The following is a 16,059-nucleotide window of genomic DNA, read 5'->3' on the forward strand; positions in this document are numbered from 1 at the left end:
ATGCAAATGCAAGAAAATAATAGTTGCAATCATTCTATACAGATTAGTATAATCATATTATGACTGGCTTACGTGAAAAAATACTCACTACTGCAAGCAACTTATTTCAAACGCAGGGTATTAACTCAACTGGAGTTGATATGATTGTGGCCGTCGCTGGCACCACCAAGATGACACTTTATAAATACTTTGGTAGCAAAGAAGTGTTAATTCTTGAAGTACTTAAACAAGGCCATCAAGATTTTCAAAACTGGCTCAACGACAAGCTGAGTAGCAACACCAAACAACCTACCGAAAAACTGCAAAAGCTGTTTGATTACATCGAAGAGTGGGTGACCTCTCCAGACTTTCACGGTGTAGGTTTCATTAAAGCCTCAGCGGAGTTTCCTAAAGAAGACAACCCAGTTCATCAACTGTCTTCACAACAGTCGCAACAATTTAAACAATATATTCATCATTTAGCGATAGAAGCCAATATTAAAGATGCTGAAGGCTTAGCGCTGCAACTTTCTCTTCTTTTTGAGGGTGCAGTTCAGGCCGAGCAAATGAAACGCGGCTCTGGTGCTATTAAATATGCAAAAACAGCTGCAAAAATCTTAATTGATGGCGCTCTTAATCACTAAATCTACATGCCGCTTTACACTGCAAATTAAACTGTAGTTAACCTTACCTATCTATGACTTGCTTATCTAGGCAAATACCTAAGATAATGTTTATTTTTTCACTTCTCTATTTACTTCATGCACATACTTATTTGCGGCTCACTAGCTTTTGACACTATCATGGTGTTTCAAGATAAATTCAAAAACCATATATTGCCTGACAAGATTCACGCATTAAGTGTGGCATTTTATGTACCAGAGATGCGCCGTGAGTTTGGCGGCACTGCGGGGAACATTGCCTACAATTTGCAGTTACTAGAAGGCAACCCGTTGATTATGGCAACAGTAGGTGAAGACTTTGGCACTTATACCCAATGGCTAAATATAAACAAAATCAACACGGCTCACATCAAAACGATTCCTAATAGCTTCACGGCTCAAGCATTTATTACCACTGACACGGATGATAATCAAATCACGGCATTTCACCCTGGCGCGATGACAGAGTCACACCAGAACAGCGTGAATGATGCGGCTGATATCAACTTAGCAGTGATTGCTCCTGATGGGCGTGATGGTATGTTTCAACATGCGCGCGAATGTTTTGAAGCAAAGATTCCTTTCCTGTTCGATCCAGGACAAGGCTTGCCTATGTTTAATGGTGAAGAACTGTTGCACTTTATTGAAATGGCTGATTATCTTGCCGTGAATGATTATGAATCACAAATCATTCAAGATAAAACGGGGTTATCACTCGACGAATTAGCAAAAAAAGTAAAAGCACTTATCGTGACGCTAGGAGGCAAAGGCTCTCAAATTTATGCGGATGGTCAACGTTTTGACATCCCATGCGTTCAAGCTAGTGAGATTGTTGATCCTACAGGCTGCGGTGATGCATATCGTGCTGGCTTGTTATACGGCATATCTAAAGGCTGGGATTGGCCAACATGTGGCAGACTTGCCTCTACAATGGGCGCGATTAAAATTGCTAGCCGTGGCGGACAGAACCATTCGCCAACACGTGGAGATATTGAAATAATTTATACGCAAGCACTTGTCAATGAAACAGCATTAACCGAAGGCCTAACCACTTAATTTAATTGATTACTTTCAACTTAAAAAGGAAAATGAAAATGCATATTAGTCGACTTATCGTCATCGCATTACTCAGCGTTTTTTTAGCAGCATGCGCAAGCTCTAACTCTGGCTCTGTTTATAGCAGAGAAGATGCTAGAAAAACACAAACGGTAAGAACAGGTACAGTAGAAAGTGTCCGCCAAGTAAAACTTGAAGGCACTAAATCACCAATCGGCACCGTCGCTGGCGGGGCAGTTGGTGGGATTGCTGGCAGTTCAATTGGTGGTGGAAGAGGTAGTGCAATCGCCACGGTAATTGGCGCTGTTGTTGGTGGCCTCGCTGGCTCAGCTGCCGAAGAAGTAGTAACCAGAAAAGATGCACTAGAAATTACTGTCAAACTTGATGGTGGTGGCTTGCTTGCCATTGTGCAAGAAGCAGACGAGGCATTTTTAGCAGGTGAAAGAGTTCGCTTGATTGAAAGTGGCGGTACAACTCGGGTATCACACTAAGCTCTCTGGCACATATCTAGCAGCAACCCTGCGCCATGCTACTTTAATAGACAAGCAGCATGGCACATCAATGACAGAACACCCTAAGCCACCTATCTACACAGCAGGCTATGTCTAAAAAGCACTCGCTGTCACTTTTACAAGATATCTAAATAATCTATTTACCATATTAAGTAAGCTGTCAACAAAACGTCATCCACACGTCATTAATTCTTCATATTATCGCTTTAAAGTGCTGTTCAATATTAAAAGATAAATTTCATGGAGAACACCTTGATGATACGTAAAGATTTAACCTTAATTGACAGCATTAATACACGTAACCATGAGCAAGCCTCACAAAGAAGACTGTATGTGAACTTAGCTCATACACAGGCTGAGATTGAAGAAGCACAGCGCTTACGTTATAAAGTGTTTGCCGAAGAAATGGGCGCACAGCTTTCAGGTACTGGCGGATTAGATATTGATGGCTTTGATCAGTTTTGTGACCATTTAATCGTAAGAGATAGTGGTACTAATCAGGTAATTGGCACATACAGAATTTTAAGCCCATCAAAAGCCAACGAAGCTGGCGGATACTACTCTGCTGGAGAATTCGATTTAAGTAGACTATCTCACCTATTTGACCGCACTGTTGAAGTAGGCAGAGCATGCGTACACCAAAACTATCGTAATGGCGGCACGATCACCATGCTTTGGGCTGGTCTTGCAAAATACATGCAGATTCACAACTACGAATACATGATTGGTTGCGGTAGTGTGAGTATGTCTGATGGCGGTCACAGTGCAGCCAGCCTTTACAACAAGCTGCGTGATGAGTACCTGTCACCTTTAGAGTATCGTGTATTTGCACGCAACCCATTACCAATACAAGCGCTACACAATGACCTTCAAGTTGCATGCCCTCCGCTTATTAAAGGGTATTTACGTCTAGGCGCTTATATTTGCGGCGAACCTGCATGGGACCCCTACTTCAACACAGCAGATATGCTAGTTATGTTGCCTTTATCAAGAATTAACCCAAGGTATGCGGCACACTTCTTAAAATAAGTTAAGCGGTAATTAAGTTTACATTGATGAGTGTAATAACCAATATGAACGTAACGAACTAAAGCGCAGCTGATAGCGTTAGATTAGCTAATGTAACGCTTGTACAACTGATGTAAAATAAAAGTCAACTCATTGACTAGCTCACATACTTTGCAAACGACAGCTCCTAGCCCTCATCAAACCAGCACCATCACCCGATATTTCAGAGTGATGCGCATTTCATTACACACACTTGTCGGTTTGGCGATTGCCTCAATTTTATTTCCATTTGCTGGCAATCAAATAAAGGCAAAACTTATTCAATGGTGGTGCTCAAAATTACTTGCTGCATTCAATATTCAAGTGAAAGTAGTAGGAAATCCCCCAAAAAACGCTACCTTCTCATCTAACACGATGTTAGTCGCTAACCATATTTCATGGTCTGACATTCATGCGCTCAACAGTTTGGTTCCATTACGTTTTATTGCTAAGTCTGAAATTAAAAACTGGCCTATTTTTGGCTATTTGGTTAGTAAAGCCAACACGCTATTTATTGACCGCAATAAACGACAGGATGCTAAACGTACGATTGACATTGCCAATGCCAGCCTGCAAAACGGCGACAACTTATGCTTTTTTCCAGAAGGCACTACAACAGACGGCACTGAAATTAAACCGTTTAAAAGTAGCCTGATACAAGCAGCGATTCTTGCCAACTCTACTATTTGGCCAGTAGCCATCCACTATCCAAATTCAGATGGAAGCATCAATACCAAAATAGCTTACGCTGGAGAAACCACACTGGTTGAATCAATGAGCAATATGCTATTGCAGCAAGCCCCTGTCATCGTATTGAATTTTCTAACACCAATTTCACCACCTGAATATGCTAACATGGACAGGCGGTCACTCACACTGCATATTGAGAGCCTGATACGCAAACAATTAATAAGATGATTTTTTAATTTGAATTGGTTGGTCTAAAGGGTGAGAGCCAACCTGCACAATCGCTTTTGTATTTAAATCCATCGCCGTTAACCTCCCTCCCCAAAGGCAACCCGTATCCAGGGCAAATACATTTCTTCGTTGCTGTAACCCTAATGCAGACCAGTGTCCAAAAATCACCTGTATATCTTTGCTGGCTCGATTAGGAACATCAAACCACGGCATATATCCATTAGGGATATCTTGCAACTCCCCCTTAAATTTAAACTCCATTTCACCCTCTAACGTACATATACGTAGCCTAGTGGCCGCATTAGTAATCACACGTAAACGGTCAACACCAGTTAAATCTTGATTCCAACTTGTAGGTAAATTGCCATACATGTGCGTAAGAAAATGTAGATAGTCTTTACCACGTAATACAGACTCCACCTCTGCCGCATAAGTAAGCGCCTCCTCAGCAGTCCACTGCGGCAACAAACCTGCATGTACCATTAAATAATCGCCCTCTTGATAAATTAGAGGCTGATGACGTAGCCAAGTCAGCAAAACATCACGATCTTCTGCGACCATCAAACTATCTAATGTGTCGCCTTTATGTGCAGAAACGATACCTTCAGCCACCACTAATGCGTGTAAATCATGGTTACCTAAAACAATGCGCAAACTGTTCTGGTGCGCATAGCACCAGCGCAACACTTCCAGCGTGCCACTGCCACGATTAATTAAGTCTCCCACCAGCCAAAGCTGATCTTTATCTTGGTTAAAGCTAATACGTGCTAACAATGCCTGAAAAGCATGATAGCAACCTTGTATATCCCCTATTGCATAAGTAGCCACAGATCAACACCACCTTAATGATTAAATATTATCGTCAATAAAAAAGCCACTTAACTGTAAGTGGCTTTTAGTGTACTACTTTAAACTAAAAATCTAATTAAAACCCAGCACCTGCAGCATTTGCCATATGCTTTACCGCAGCTGCAACCTCTGCTTCTGATAACGCAGGGTTTCCACCTTTCGCAGGCATCATACGTATACCTTTAACGGCATGAGTTACCAATGTATCGTAACCTTGTGTAATACGTGGAGCCCATTGTGCTTTATCACCAAATTTTGGCGCGTTCATCAAACCAGCACCATGACACATTAAGCAAGCTGACTTATAAACCTCTTCACCGCTTTTGCCAACGACTTCTGGCGCAGAAGCAGCAGCTGCTGCAACAAGATCAGATGACTTTGTTGGCTCAGCAGCTTTGACAGGCTCAGTTTCGGCAGCAGGCGTAGTTTCCGCTGCTTTTGGTGTAGGCGCTGTAAATTTAGCACCTGAGGCATTTGCCATTTCAACTACTGCGCTTGCAACCTCATCATCTGTTAATGCTGGATTACCACCACGTGCAGGCATCGTACGGATACCCTCTATCGCATGTTTTACCAAAGTTTCGTAACCTTGTGCAATACGCGGTGCCCACTGACCACTATCACCAATTTTTGGTGCGTTCATTAAACCTGCCGCGTGACACATTGAACAGACGGCTTTTACCACTTCAGCACCACTCTTACCAACAGGCGCGCCAGAAACCTCTTCAGCAACTTCTACAACCGCAACAGGCTTGATGTTTTCTTCAAGCTTAGCAACGACAGCGACAGGCTCATCAACTTCAACTGGATCTGTCACACCAAAAATTTTGGCGACAATCACCACAAATGCAACAACACCAACGACACCAGCGAAAACTGCGAGCAGAGTTTGCCCTAAAGAATAACCGTTAGCTTCATTATCTACATTGCTCATTACGTTTGTTCCTGAAAAATTATCGATAAAAATCTCATTATACCTACACTTTAGCCTAAGGTAAAAAAACACATACGCAAAAAACGCCATGACTTAATACAATCGTAGAAGCATAAGACAACAAACAAGACTTCAGTTTGTTATAATGCAACGCTATTAATGTGCGCCCGTAGCTCATTTGGATAGAGTATCGGTTTCCGAAGCCGAGGGTAGTGGGTTCAAATCCCGCCGGGCGCGCCATATCCAATAAGACAAACCAAGATGTTTAATGTGTTGCTGCATAAACGTGTACTTTATCGACTTGGGTTGTTGATGAAGTACACGTGAGCCTTTTTTAGAATTTCGTTGACCTCAGTTAAATCTGATATCTGTTTTTCCAATTCCCGTATGCGTTGTTTGTCGCTGCTCATTAATGCTGATACTTTTACGGTGTTGCCGTAGCCAGTTATCCAACGTGGAGTAACCAACTCCTAATTGTTGGACTATTGTTTGAATTGTACGATGTATCTTTTGGCCATGCTGTTTCCTCTAAAGTTAAATTAAATCTTTAGAGGAGCGGCTTTTCCACTTTTTTGACTAGGTCCAAGTATGTGAAAGCCATCTTTGCGGATTAACACGTCTTCTGCACCCAAGCGAGACAAAACTGACAATTAACTTGGAGACTTAGTCACGCACTTAGAAGTTTAAGTTGGTTTAATGCAATAGATTCAAGTTCTTTTGCTACCTTGTTGTTAGATAATCTACACTCACTGACAAAGTCTGAATAGGCTTTGCGGTTATGTTCAATTAAGCCATCAAATATTTGATTTGCAACCAACAACGGAATATTAAATCGCTGTATTCCATCTGTGAATATTTTTCTAGGCATTAGTTTATTCTTTTTATTAACGAGTTCAATAAAATCTATCTGGATTCCAGACTTCGTCTTAATCATTCTTGGTATGACAAGGCCATCTTTAATATCCAACATTGCGTCAAATCTAGAAATGGTAATAAAACCTACATTAGGTACGTCTATTTTGACATCACAAGATATCACCGTAGTTGACTCTGAGTTGAAATGATAAATTCTAAAGAAATGTAATGCATCGAAACTACCATGGTAACAGGCTAAAACTTCGTCCTTAAAAGTACCCTCGAACTTAATGCCATCATCGGCAAGGTATTGCTTACCGTCATGTGAGTGATTTATTAGCTCAATGATGGGCATTAGTTTTGATTCACTCCCAATACGAATCTGCCTGCTAGCAAGGTACTCACTGAAGTAATCTTTAATGTTCTTTTTATCAAAATCAGCGTCATACCAACCAAAAAGCAACAGAAATTGCTTAATCTTTTTGGGTAGATTTATAAGCTCATTGTGATATTCGCTCAACTCATTGATGACAACATTACCCCATCCAAAAAACTGTTGATAGCTTTCATAAAAATCTACCCATGCTGGGTCTAAGCCAAGATTTAGCTTAATTCTAATATGATTGTTACTATCTAGAATTAGCCAGGTTGGGGATGCAAGTAGGTTGCTTGGGATTTTTATTTTTATTGGTTTATTAGGGTTGATTGGGAACAATCCCCTTCCATAACGACCATTGCGTAATTCGATATTTTCTGCAACGCCACCTAAGGCCCTAAATTTATCAAGAATCTCTGTAAATTGCATTTTTATTGAGGATATTTATATAAGTATTATGTTAGCCTACATAATAAACCAAATAACAATCGTGACTAATTAAAGCATTACGAACAAATTACTATGAAAAATCAGTCCGTCCTGACCTTAGTTTCTCAACAAAATGGTATTAGCTTTACCTCAACGGTTAGGCCAGAAAAGAATATATTCTTTAAAAGCATAGCTAAGCTAGGCATGGTTTTGATGATGTTGATGCTTTCGCCCGCCGCATTTGCCATGCAAATTTTTGTTAAAACGCTTACTGGAAAAACCATTACGCTTGATGTGGAGCCTAGTGATTCTATTGAAAACGTTAAAGCTAAGATTCAAGATAAAGAGGGTATCTCACCAGATCAACAGCGATTGATTTTTGCAGGGAAGGAGCTTGAAGATGGCAGGACACTTTCAGATTACAACATCCAAAAAGAAAGCACACTACATTTAATTTTGCGTGTTCGAACCAACCCTTCAGTCGATGTTACAACGCAAAATCAACAGGCCATGCAATCCTATGTTGTTCAACGCTTCACAGCCAGTCAGGTCAACAACATAACCGACCATTTTCAACGACTTCATCAAAACTTTAATGTTAAGAATAACAGTTTTTCTTTGAGTAGTAGCAATCCAGTAGTTGGCTCGCTGACATCATTGTTAGGTGGCAATGTCTCAATTGAGAATTCACAAGTCAAATTTCTACCTAAAGAACCTATACGAAAGCCTATCATTCTTGCAGGAAATACTAATGAAAATACTCTGCAACCACAAACCATGTCCGATGCTGACAATGCAATGCTCACAGAAACAAACGATTTACCTTCATTCAATGAGCGAGTCTTTGGTAATCTGCCAATAGGCTTATGGGCGACTGGAAATTTGGAGTATGGTGCTATTGATAGGCAAGGTGGTAATAATAAATTTTCTAGTCAAGGAATCACATTAGGTATTGATTATCAGTTAGCTGATAGCCTGATTATTGGTGGTGCATTAGGCTATGGTTTTGATAAGACAGATATTGATGACTTTGGAAGTGAAACTAAATCTCATCAAACTACTGGCAGTATTTACGGAAGCTATCAAGTTTTACCCAATTGGTATCTTGATGGTGTGCTAGGCTATGGCAAGACTTCATTTGGTAACAAGCGCTGGTCTGTCGCAGATAATCTACACTTATCTGGAAATCGTGATGGTCATGTGGCATTTGGTAGTCTTGGATTAAGTACAATCATTCAAGTTCAACGCGTCAGTTTGCAACCCTATATAAGAGCTGATATTACGTCTATTAGGCTTGATAAATACTCGGAAAATGGTTCAACTAATGCGTTAACGTATAATGACAGTAAGATTACTTCCAAAACCGTATTAACAGGCTTAAATGCATTTTATGACATCAAGTTAGCGTCAGCTACGCTTACGCCTTCACTCAAAGTTCAATATACATATAACTTTGGCGGCGATATGAGTCAGAATATGTACTTTTCCAACTTAGGTGCGAGTAGTCAAAATTACAATCTTGCCGCTAATATCACACCACAAGACTTTGGATCAGTAGGTCTTGGTCTCAGATACAAAGCTCAAAAGAACATCATTGTTGATTTGGCATACACAGCCTCTTCTGGTTCGAGTTCGTATCATGCCAACAACTTCAGGTTAGATGTTAATTTAGGTTTTTAAGTGTTCTGTTCTGTACAGATCACCTAAATCCTTTTAAGCAGCAGATGTGAAATGCATCAATGGATTACACGGTATTAGCGTTGTGAGGGATAATAGCGCCCACATCATTTTTGCAGTATTTTCGGAATAATTCCCATGGAAATTAAAGTCAACTTTCTCGATAAATTACGTCTTGAAGCTAAATTCGATGACTTCACGGTGATTGCCGACCAACCTATTCGCTATAAAGGCGATGGCTCAGCGCCTGGCCCTTTCGATTATTTTTTGGCGTCATCCGCCTTGTGTGCGGCATATTTTGTGAAGCTGTACTGCGACACACGCAATATTCCTACCGAAAACATCCGCCTTTCGCATAACAATATTGTTGATCCGGAAAACCGTTATCAGCAGACTTTCAAGATTCAAGTCGAGTTGCCACCAGATATCTCCGACAAAGACCGCCAAGGGATTTTGCGCTCCATCGACCGTTGTACAGTTAAAAAAGTGGTGCAAGCTGGGCCGGAGTTTGTGATTGAAGAAGTCACAAATCTGGACGCTGATGCACAGGCGCTGCTAGTGATGAATACGACTTCTGAGGCAAATACCTATATCACGGGTAAAGATCTGCCCTTGGAGCAAACCATCGCCAATATGTCAGGACTGCTGGCGAGCTTGGGCATCAAGATTGAAATCGCTTCTTGGCGCAATATCATTCCTAATGTGTGGTCATTGCATATTCGTGATGCGCACTCGCCCATGTGTTTTACTAACGGAAAAGGTGCAACCAAGGAAAGCGCGTTGGCGTCGGCATTGGGTGAGTATATCGAGCGACTGAGCAACAACCATTTCTATGCGGGTGCATTTTGGGGTGAAGACATTGCTAACGCAGCGTTTGTGCATTACCCAAATGAGCGCTGGTTTAAGCCAGGTCGTAAAGATACGTTGCCAAAAGAGATTCTAGATGAGCACTGCCTGGATATCTACAATCCTGATGGCGAGTTGCGTGGTTCGCATCTGATCGATACCAACTCTGGCAATGCCGAACGCGGTATTTGCTCGTTGCCATTTGTGCGCCAGTCGGATGGCGAGGTCGTGTATTTCCCATCTAACCTGATTGAAAATCTCTACGTCAGCAATGGCATGAGTGCTGGCAATACTTTGGCCGAAGCGCAGGTGCAATGCTTATCGGAGATTTTTGAGCGAGCAGTCAAACGCGAAATTCTCGAAGGTGAAATCGCCTTACCCGATGTGCCGCAAGAAGTGTTAGCTAAATATCCTAGCGTTCTGGCTGGCATTCAAGCCTTAGAAGCGCAAGGCTTTCCAGTGCTGGTCAAAGATGCATCGCTAGGCGGCAACTATCCAGTAATGTGCGTCACTTTGATGAACCCGCGAACAGGCGGTGTGTTTGCCTCGTTCGGCGCGCATCCAAGTTTAGAAGTGGCACTGGAGCGGAGCCTGACAGAGCTATTGCAAGGTCGCAGTTTAGAAGGCCTGAACGACTTGCCTCAGCCCACATTTGCCAGTGAAGCTGTAACTGAGCCTAATAACTTTGTTGAACACTTCATCGATTCCAGCGGCATTGTGTCGTGGCGTTTCTTTAGCACTAAATCAGATTACGATTTTGTGGAGTGGGATTTCTCAGGCCAGGGCCAAGAAAGAAAATCTGGGGACTCCAATGCCAAGGAAGCTAAGACCTTGTTTGGCATTCTCGAAGCCATGGGCAAAGAAGCATATGTCGCGGTGTATGACCAGCTAGGCGCAACTGCTTGTCGGATATTGGTGCCAGGCTATTCCGAAATTTACCCGATTGAAGATCTGGTCTGGGATAACACTAACAAGGCGCTGTTGTTCCGCGGTGATATTTTGAACCTGCATCGTCTGGACGATGCCAGCCTAGAAGCATTAATTGAACGTTTAGAGCATAACGAGCTAGATGATTACGGCGATATCGCCACCTTGATCGGCATCCAATTTGACGAGAATACGGCCTGGGGTCAGCTAACCGTGCTGGAATTGAAACTGCTGATTCATCTCGCCTTGCAGCAATTTGATGAGGCACATGAACTGGTGGGTGCTTTCCTGCAATACAACGACAACACAGTCGAGCGCGGGTTGTTTTATCAGGCCTTGAATGTGGTGCTGGAGGTTCTGCTGGATGACGACCTAGAACTCGAGGACTATGTGGTCAACTTCCGTCGGATGTTTAGCAATGCTCGGATGGACGCTGTTCTAGGTTCAGTAGATGGCAGCGTGCGTTTCTTCGGCTTGACGCCCACCAGTATAAAACTGGACGGACTTGACAGGCACCACCGCTTAATCGACAGCTACAGAAAATTACATACGGCTCGTGCCAATATGTCGACTAAGGCCAGTTAGGATTACGCGTCATGGCTTCTTGTGCTGAAACAGGTTTACCGCCCTCAAAAGCGACTGATTGAGCGCTGTTTTGAGTTTTCCACCTATTGCAAATAGTGTGTGATTGTGAGATTAATTTCTTTAACAACAATCATGCACTCTCGTTATAGTTTGTTTCTGGTTTACTGTTTGGCTAGATTTATTGTTTGACCCTGGTTTATTGTTTAGCTAGGCTTTTAACCCAGCTAGCTGAAGGCTCAGGTTTGCTGTACAAGTAGCCTTGGTGAATCACCTCAGCCCTAGCATTTAAAAAATCAGCCTGTTCTTGCGTTTCAACCCCTTCAGCCACTACATTTAGCTTCATGTGTTTAGCAATTGCCAATACAGATTCAACCAGAGCGGCATCATCCGGGTCTGTTGGCGCATCCTGAACAAAAGTTTTATCTATCTTCAACTCATGAATCGGGAGTCGTTTTAGATGACTTAGGGAAGAGTATCCAGTACCAAAATCATCAAGCGAGAAGTGAATTCCCAACAAAGTAAGTTCAGTCATTTTGGCAACGACCTCACTAATATTATCAATGACCAAGCCCTCAGTCACTTCTAGTGTTAAGTGCGTGGGGTCAGCACCAGTATCAGCAAGAATCTTTTTAATGCTGGCAACAAAACTTCGCTGACGGAAGTGCCTTGGACTAATATTGACGGAAATTCTTAGCGGTAAACTATAAACATCTTGTGCTGCCAAGATTCGGCAGGTTTGAGTAAGTACCCAAACATCGACATCAACAATCAAGTCAGTTTCTTCAGCCACGGGAATAAACAAAGAAGGTGGCACTAAGCCCCGCTCTGGATGCTGCCATCGAACTAAAGCCTCAGCCCCTACAAGGGTGCCAGCTGCGCTCACTTGCGATTGCAGGTATAGCATCAACTCTCCTGCAGGTATCGCCATACGTAGCTCGCGCTCTATCTTAAATCGTTGCTCAGCCACACTTGCCATCGACTGTTCAAACAAAATACTTTGGTTTCCACCATTTTGCTTAGCTTGATGCATGGCCGTGTCTGCTCTACGAAACACATCACCCGCTATGTCTTCTGCATTAATTGGGAAGGTTGTGATGCCAATACTGCTGGAAGCTGATATTTCATCTTCCCCTAGCTGAATTGGAAACTTCAGGGCAATTTGAATCTTATCTGCCAATTGATGTGCAGCAGTTTCAACATCTACTGAATTACTCGCATTATTTTTTATCAATACAGCAAACTCGTCTGCCGACATTCTTGCCAACACGCCCTCGGCCTCGATAAGGGGCTTGAGCCGATCTGCCACTAAACATAACAACATGTCGCCAACGGCATGTCCGCGCGCATCGTTCAGTGTTTTAAAGCGATCTAAATTTAGTAAGATAAGTGCGCCTTTGCATCCAGCACTTTTACATATTGATAAAGAGTGATTCAGACGTTCAATCTGCAATGATCGATTAGGCAACCCAGTTAATGAATCGTAGTATGCCAATCGATGCAACTCCCCACGGCTAAGCTCTTTCTCCTCGTAGTCTTGAAAAAGAAGACAAATCAACATAGTGGCCACTGGATAAAACAACATAATAGTTGGACCAAGCTCTTTGATTACATTGACGCCGATTCCGTTTGGTAAGTATAAGAATAAGCTCAGCATGATGACATGCACTAGCAACCCAGCACCTAGGAGCGAGAGCGCCTTCAATGAGCCACCAACACTTTTTCTATAAAAATAAAACGCGACACCTATTGAAGCAGATACAACGGTGACGGCAATACCAACAAGTACCCCACCACCACCTAGCCAAACTCTATAAAGACTGATAATTAATGCACTAATCAAGGCGGATAAAGGACCACCAAACATCCCCGCAATGAACAAAATGATTGAACGCCCGTCAAAAATAACGCCATTTCCATACTGCACAGGCGCCATCATGCCTACGACACCTGCCAGCCCAAACAAAACACCAAAAAGCAATACTTGTGTCAGTGGATTTTTTTTGTTTCTTGATAAAACGACTTGATAGATAGTGGTGAGCGCAACCAGCAAAGTGATGTTATGAATCAACTCAATAAAAAACATTACTTCCCTTAAAGGCACGCCAGATATAGTGAAATCATATATTAACTTATTTGCGCCCAGATAAATAATTGAAACATGAAAAAATTTTCGATACGCTCTTTGACAGAATCAACAAGCGCACAAGAGATTTATTACGTCCAGTTTGTTTTGCTTCATCAACTGAAGCCACAGAAGAAAAATCTATTTAAACTAAATAATAGGTTTGTATATTTGATGCGGCTCCAACTCATACCAAATTCTAAAAACAGTGAAATTTAAAATATTTTCACTTAAAACTTATATCTTATTTAAGCATAAAGTTTTAAGATAAGCCCATGATTCACATGAAAAATACCATACTTAAAGTAGGGGTTTTGGGGTAACAGCCTAGTGAGCGCATACAAAAAAACCAATATCATGACTGACAACACTCGTGATATAAAACAAACGGATGACCGATTTCGCCAGATAGTCGAGGCAGCGCCTAATGCCATGGTATTAGTCGATAAATCTGGCTTGATAGAAATGGTTAACACACAGGCCGAAAAGATTTTCGGTTACAGCAGGGCTGAGCTGCTAGGCCAATCTATTGATTGCCTGCTGCCTGAAAGATTCCGACATCACCATCCACAGCATCGTGCTTCGTTCTTTTCAGATTTACAGCCAAGAGCCATGGGGATTGGGCGCGACCTATTTGGCCGCCGCAAGGATGGTAGCGAGTTCCCCGTAGAGGTAGGCCTTAACCCGATTGAAACTAAAGATGGCATCAAAGTGCTGTCCGCCATCACCGATATCTCAGCGCGTAAACGCATGGAGGAGCGCTTTCGCTTGGTAGTCGAAGCTGCACCTAATGCCATGGTGATGGTTGATAAATCTGGTTCTATAGAAATGATTAACACGCAGGCCGAGAAGATTTTCGGTTACAGCAGGGCTGAGCTACTGGGCCAATCTATTGACTGCCTGCTACCTGAGAGATTCCGACACCACCATCCACAACATCGTGCTTCGTTCTTTTCAGATTTACAGCCAAGAGCCATGGGGATTGGGCGCGATCTATTTGGACGCCATAAGGATGGTAGTGAGTTCCCCGTAGAAGTAGGCCTTAACCCGATTGAAACTGAAGATGGCATCAAAGTGCTGTCAGCCATTACCGATATTTCAGCGCGTGTAAAAGCAAGTGAAAAACTTGCCGAACATCACGATGAGTTAGAGCGAAGTAACAAGGAGTTAGCGACATTTGCCTATGTTGCATCACACGACCTTAAATCGCCATTACGGGGAATTTTTCAGATATCCCAATGGATTGAAGAAGACCTCAGCAATGGAAACGCTGCATCTATCTCAAGTCACATGGATTTACTCCGTGGTCGACTACTCCGTATGGAGCATTTACTAGATGATTTGCTGGCTTACTCGCGCGCAGGAAGGCTAGAAGGCGGTATCAGTCAAATAGATCTTGGAGTGCTAGCTCAAAATATTTTCGAGATGCAAGCACCTCCTGATGGATTCAAACTGAGTATCGCCGATGACCTCCCCGTTTTCACCACACTTGCAACACCATTGGAACAAGTGCTTCGCAATCTGTTTACTAACGCAATCAAACATCATGACTGTTCAAGTGGCAACATCCACTTGGATTGGCAAGTGAAAAATAAAGATTACTACGAATTCAGCGTAACCGATGATGGCCCTGGCATTCCATCTGCATACCACAATCGTGTATTTGTCATGTTTCAGACATTGCGACCCCGGGATGAAGTAGAAGGTAGCGGCATGGGGTTGGCGCTCGTCAAGAAAATTGTAGAAACCTACGGTGGTCGAACTAGTATCGTGTCTGATGGTAAACGTGGTACGAGCATCTGCTTCACTTGGCCAATTAAGATAGACGGGAAGGTGTCCATTGCAAACAACGCTCAAGCAAAACTATAAAGAAGTCACGCTACTCGTAGTAGACGATGATGATATTGATGCCATCGCTTTAGAACGAGCACTGCGCAAGCTTCGGTTACTTAACACTGTCCACCGGGCCAGAGATGGTCAGGAAGCATTAGATTTATTACGCGCTGGCGCTATTCCTGCCCCCTTCATCATATTGCTCGACCTGAATATGCCGCGCATGGGTGGGCTAGAGTTTCTTCAGGTCTTGCGCACGGACCCATTATTGACGCATGCCGTTGTATTTGTCCTCACCACATCAAAGTCTGATGAGGATTTAGTGGCCGCCTATCGTGAGCACGTTGCAGGTTATGTACTCAAACAGCACATGGATAGAGACTTTCTTGAAGTGATTGGCTTGATTGAACATTACTGGAGATTAGTAGAACTGCCAGTAACTAAGGAGTAAA

Annotated in this window: 13 protein-coding genes and 1 tRNA gene; 10 read left to right on the top strand and 4 right to left on the bottom strand. The window is 42.6% G+C overall.

Annotated features, from left to right (window positions below; all coding sequences use genetic code 11):
- The first annotated feature begins 59 nt into the window (after positions 1-59).
- The 5 genes from Q7U33_RS08810 to Q7U33_RS08830 all read left to right on the top strand — a co-directional run bounded on the left by Q7U33_RS08810 (position 60) and on the right by Q7U33_RS08830 (position 4,174).
- Positions 60-623: a TetR/AcrR family transcriptional regulator gene (locus Q7U33_RS08810; protein ID WP_304859853.1), complete on the top strand. Its 564-nt coding sequence runs from the start codon at positions 60-62 to the stop codon at positions 621-623.
- 117 nt (positions 624-740) lie between these two features.
- Positions 741-1,697, top strand: a complete 957-nt coding sequence (locus tag Q7U33_RS08815) for a carbohydrate kinase family protein (protein WP_304859855.1) — start codon at positions 741-743, stop codon at positions 1,695-1,697.
- Between the two features lie 38 nt (positions 1,698-1,735).
- Entirely contained in the window at positions 1,736-2,188 is a 453-nt protein-coding gene (locus tag Q7U33_RS08820; protein WP_304859857.1) for a glycine zipper 2TM domain-containing protein, read from the top strand.
- A gap of 276 nt (positions 2,189-2,464) precedes the next feature.
- Complete coding sequence (locus Q7U33_RS08825; RefSeq protein ID WP_304860205.1) at positions 2,465-3,238, top strand: GNAT family N-acetyltransferase; 774 nt, start codon at positions 2,465-2,467, stop codon at positions 3,236-3,238.
- Positions 3,239-3,370: 132 nt separating this feature from the next.
- Complete coding sequence (locus Q7U33_RS08830) at positions 3,371-4,174, top strand: 1-acyl-sn-glycerol-3-phosphate acyltransferase (protein WP_304859859.1); 804 nt, start codon at positions 3,371-3,373, stop codon at positions 4,172-4,174.
- On the opposite strand, the gene Q7U33_RS08835 is transcribed toward Q7U33_RS08830, so the two are convergent.
- Complete coding sequence (locus tag Q7U33_RS08835) at positions 4,163-5,002, bottom strand: symmetrical bis(5'-nucleosyl)-tetraphosphatase (RefSeq protein ID WP_304859862.1); 840 nt, start codon at positions 5,000-5,002, stop codon at positions 4,163-4,165. The genes Q7U33_RS08830 and Q7U33_RS08835 overlap by 12 nt on opposite strands.
- Before the next feature lie 97 nt (positions 5,003-5,099).
- Positions 5,100-5,957, bottom strand: coding sequence for a cytochrome c5 family protein (locus tag Q7U33_RS08840; protein WP_304859865.1), 858 nt, complete (start codon positions 5,955-5,957; stop codon positions 5,100-5,102).
- A 163-nt stretch (positions 5,958-6,120) separates the two neighbouring features.
- Here Q7U33_RS08840 and Q7U33_RS08845 point away from each other — a divergent pair.
- Positions 6,121-6,197 (top strand) — tRNA-Arg (locus Q7U33_RS08845).
- Positions 6,198-6,624: 427 nt separating this feature from the next.
- Here Q7U33_RS08845 and Q7U33_RS08850 read toward each other — a convergent pair.
- Positions 6,625-7,617: a hypothetical protein gene (locus tag Q7U33_RS08850; protein ID WP_304859867.1), complete on the bottom strand. Its 993-nt coding sequence runs from the start codon at positions 7,615-7,617 to the stop codon at positions 6,625-6,627.
- A 93-nt stretch (positions 7,618-7,710) separates the two neighbouring features.
- On the opposite strand from Q7U33_RS08850, the gene Q7U33_RS08855 reads away from it, so the two are divergent.
- Both Q7U33_RS08855 and Q7U33_RS08860 read left to right on the top strand, forming a co-directional pair.
- Complete coding sequence (locus tag Q7U33_RS08855) at positions 7,711-9,297, top strand: autotransporter domain-containing protein (protein ID WP_304859869.1); 1,587 nt, start codon at positions 7,711-7,713, stop codon at positions 9,295-9,297.
- A 135-nt stretch (positions 9,298-9,432) separates the two neighbouring features.
- A complete protein-coding gene (locus Q7U33_RS08860) occupies positions 9,433-11,652 on the top strand; it encodes an OsmC domain/YcaO domain-containing protein (RefSeq protein ID WP_304859872.1) in 2,220 nt (739 codons plus the stop codon).
- Between the two features lie 196 nt (positions 11,653-11,848).
- Here Q7U33_RS08860 and Q7U33_RS08865 read toward each other — a convergent pair whose 3' ends face one another.
- Positions 11,849-13,735 (bottom strand): EAL domain-containing protein, encoded by a 1,887-nt coding sequence (locus Q7U33_RS08865; RefSeq protein ID WP_304859874.1) that lies wholly within the window; start codon positions 13,733-13,735, stop codon positions 11,849-11,851.
- A gap of 396 nt (positions 13,736-14,131) precedes the next feature.
- On the opposite strand from Q7U33_RS08865, the gene Q7U33_RS08870 reads away from it, so the two are divergent.
- Together Q7U33_RS08870 and Q7U33_RS08875 are read left to right on the top strand one after the other, a co-directional pair.
- Positions 14,132-15,643, top strand: a complete 1,512-nt coding sequence (locus Q7U33_RS08870; RefSeq protein ID WP_304859877.1) for a PAS domain S-box protein — start codon at positions 14,132-14,134, stop codon at positions 15,641-15,643.
- Positions 15,615-16,058, top strand: a complete 444-nt coding sequence (locus tag Q7U33_RS08875) for a response regulator (protein ID WP_304859879.1) — start codon at positions 15,615-15,617, stop codon at positions 16,056-16,058. Before Q7U33_RS08870 ends, Q7U33_RS08875 begins: the two co-directional genes overlap by 29 nt.
- Position 16,059: the final 1 nt, after the last annotated feature.

The sequence above is a fragment of the Methylotenera sp. genome, assembly GCF_030653755.1.
In the GTDB taxonomy this organism is placed as follows: Bacteria; Pseudomonadota; Gammaproteobacteria; order Burkholderiales; family Methylophilaceae; genus Methylotenera.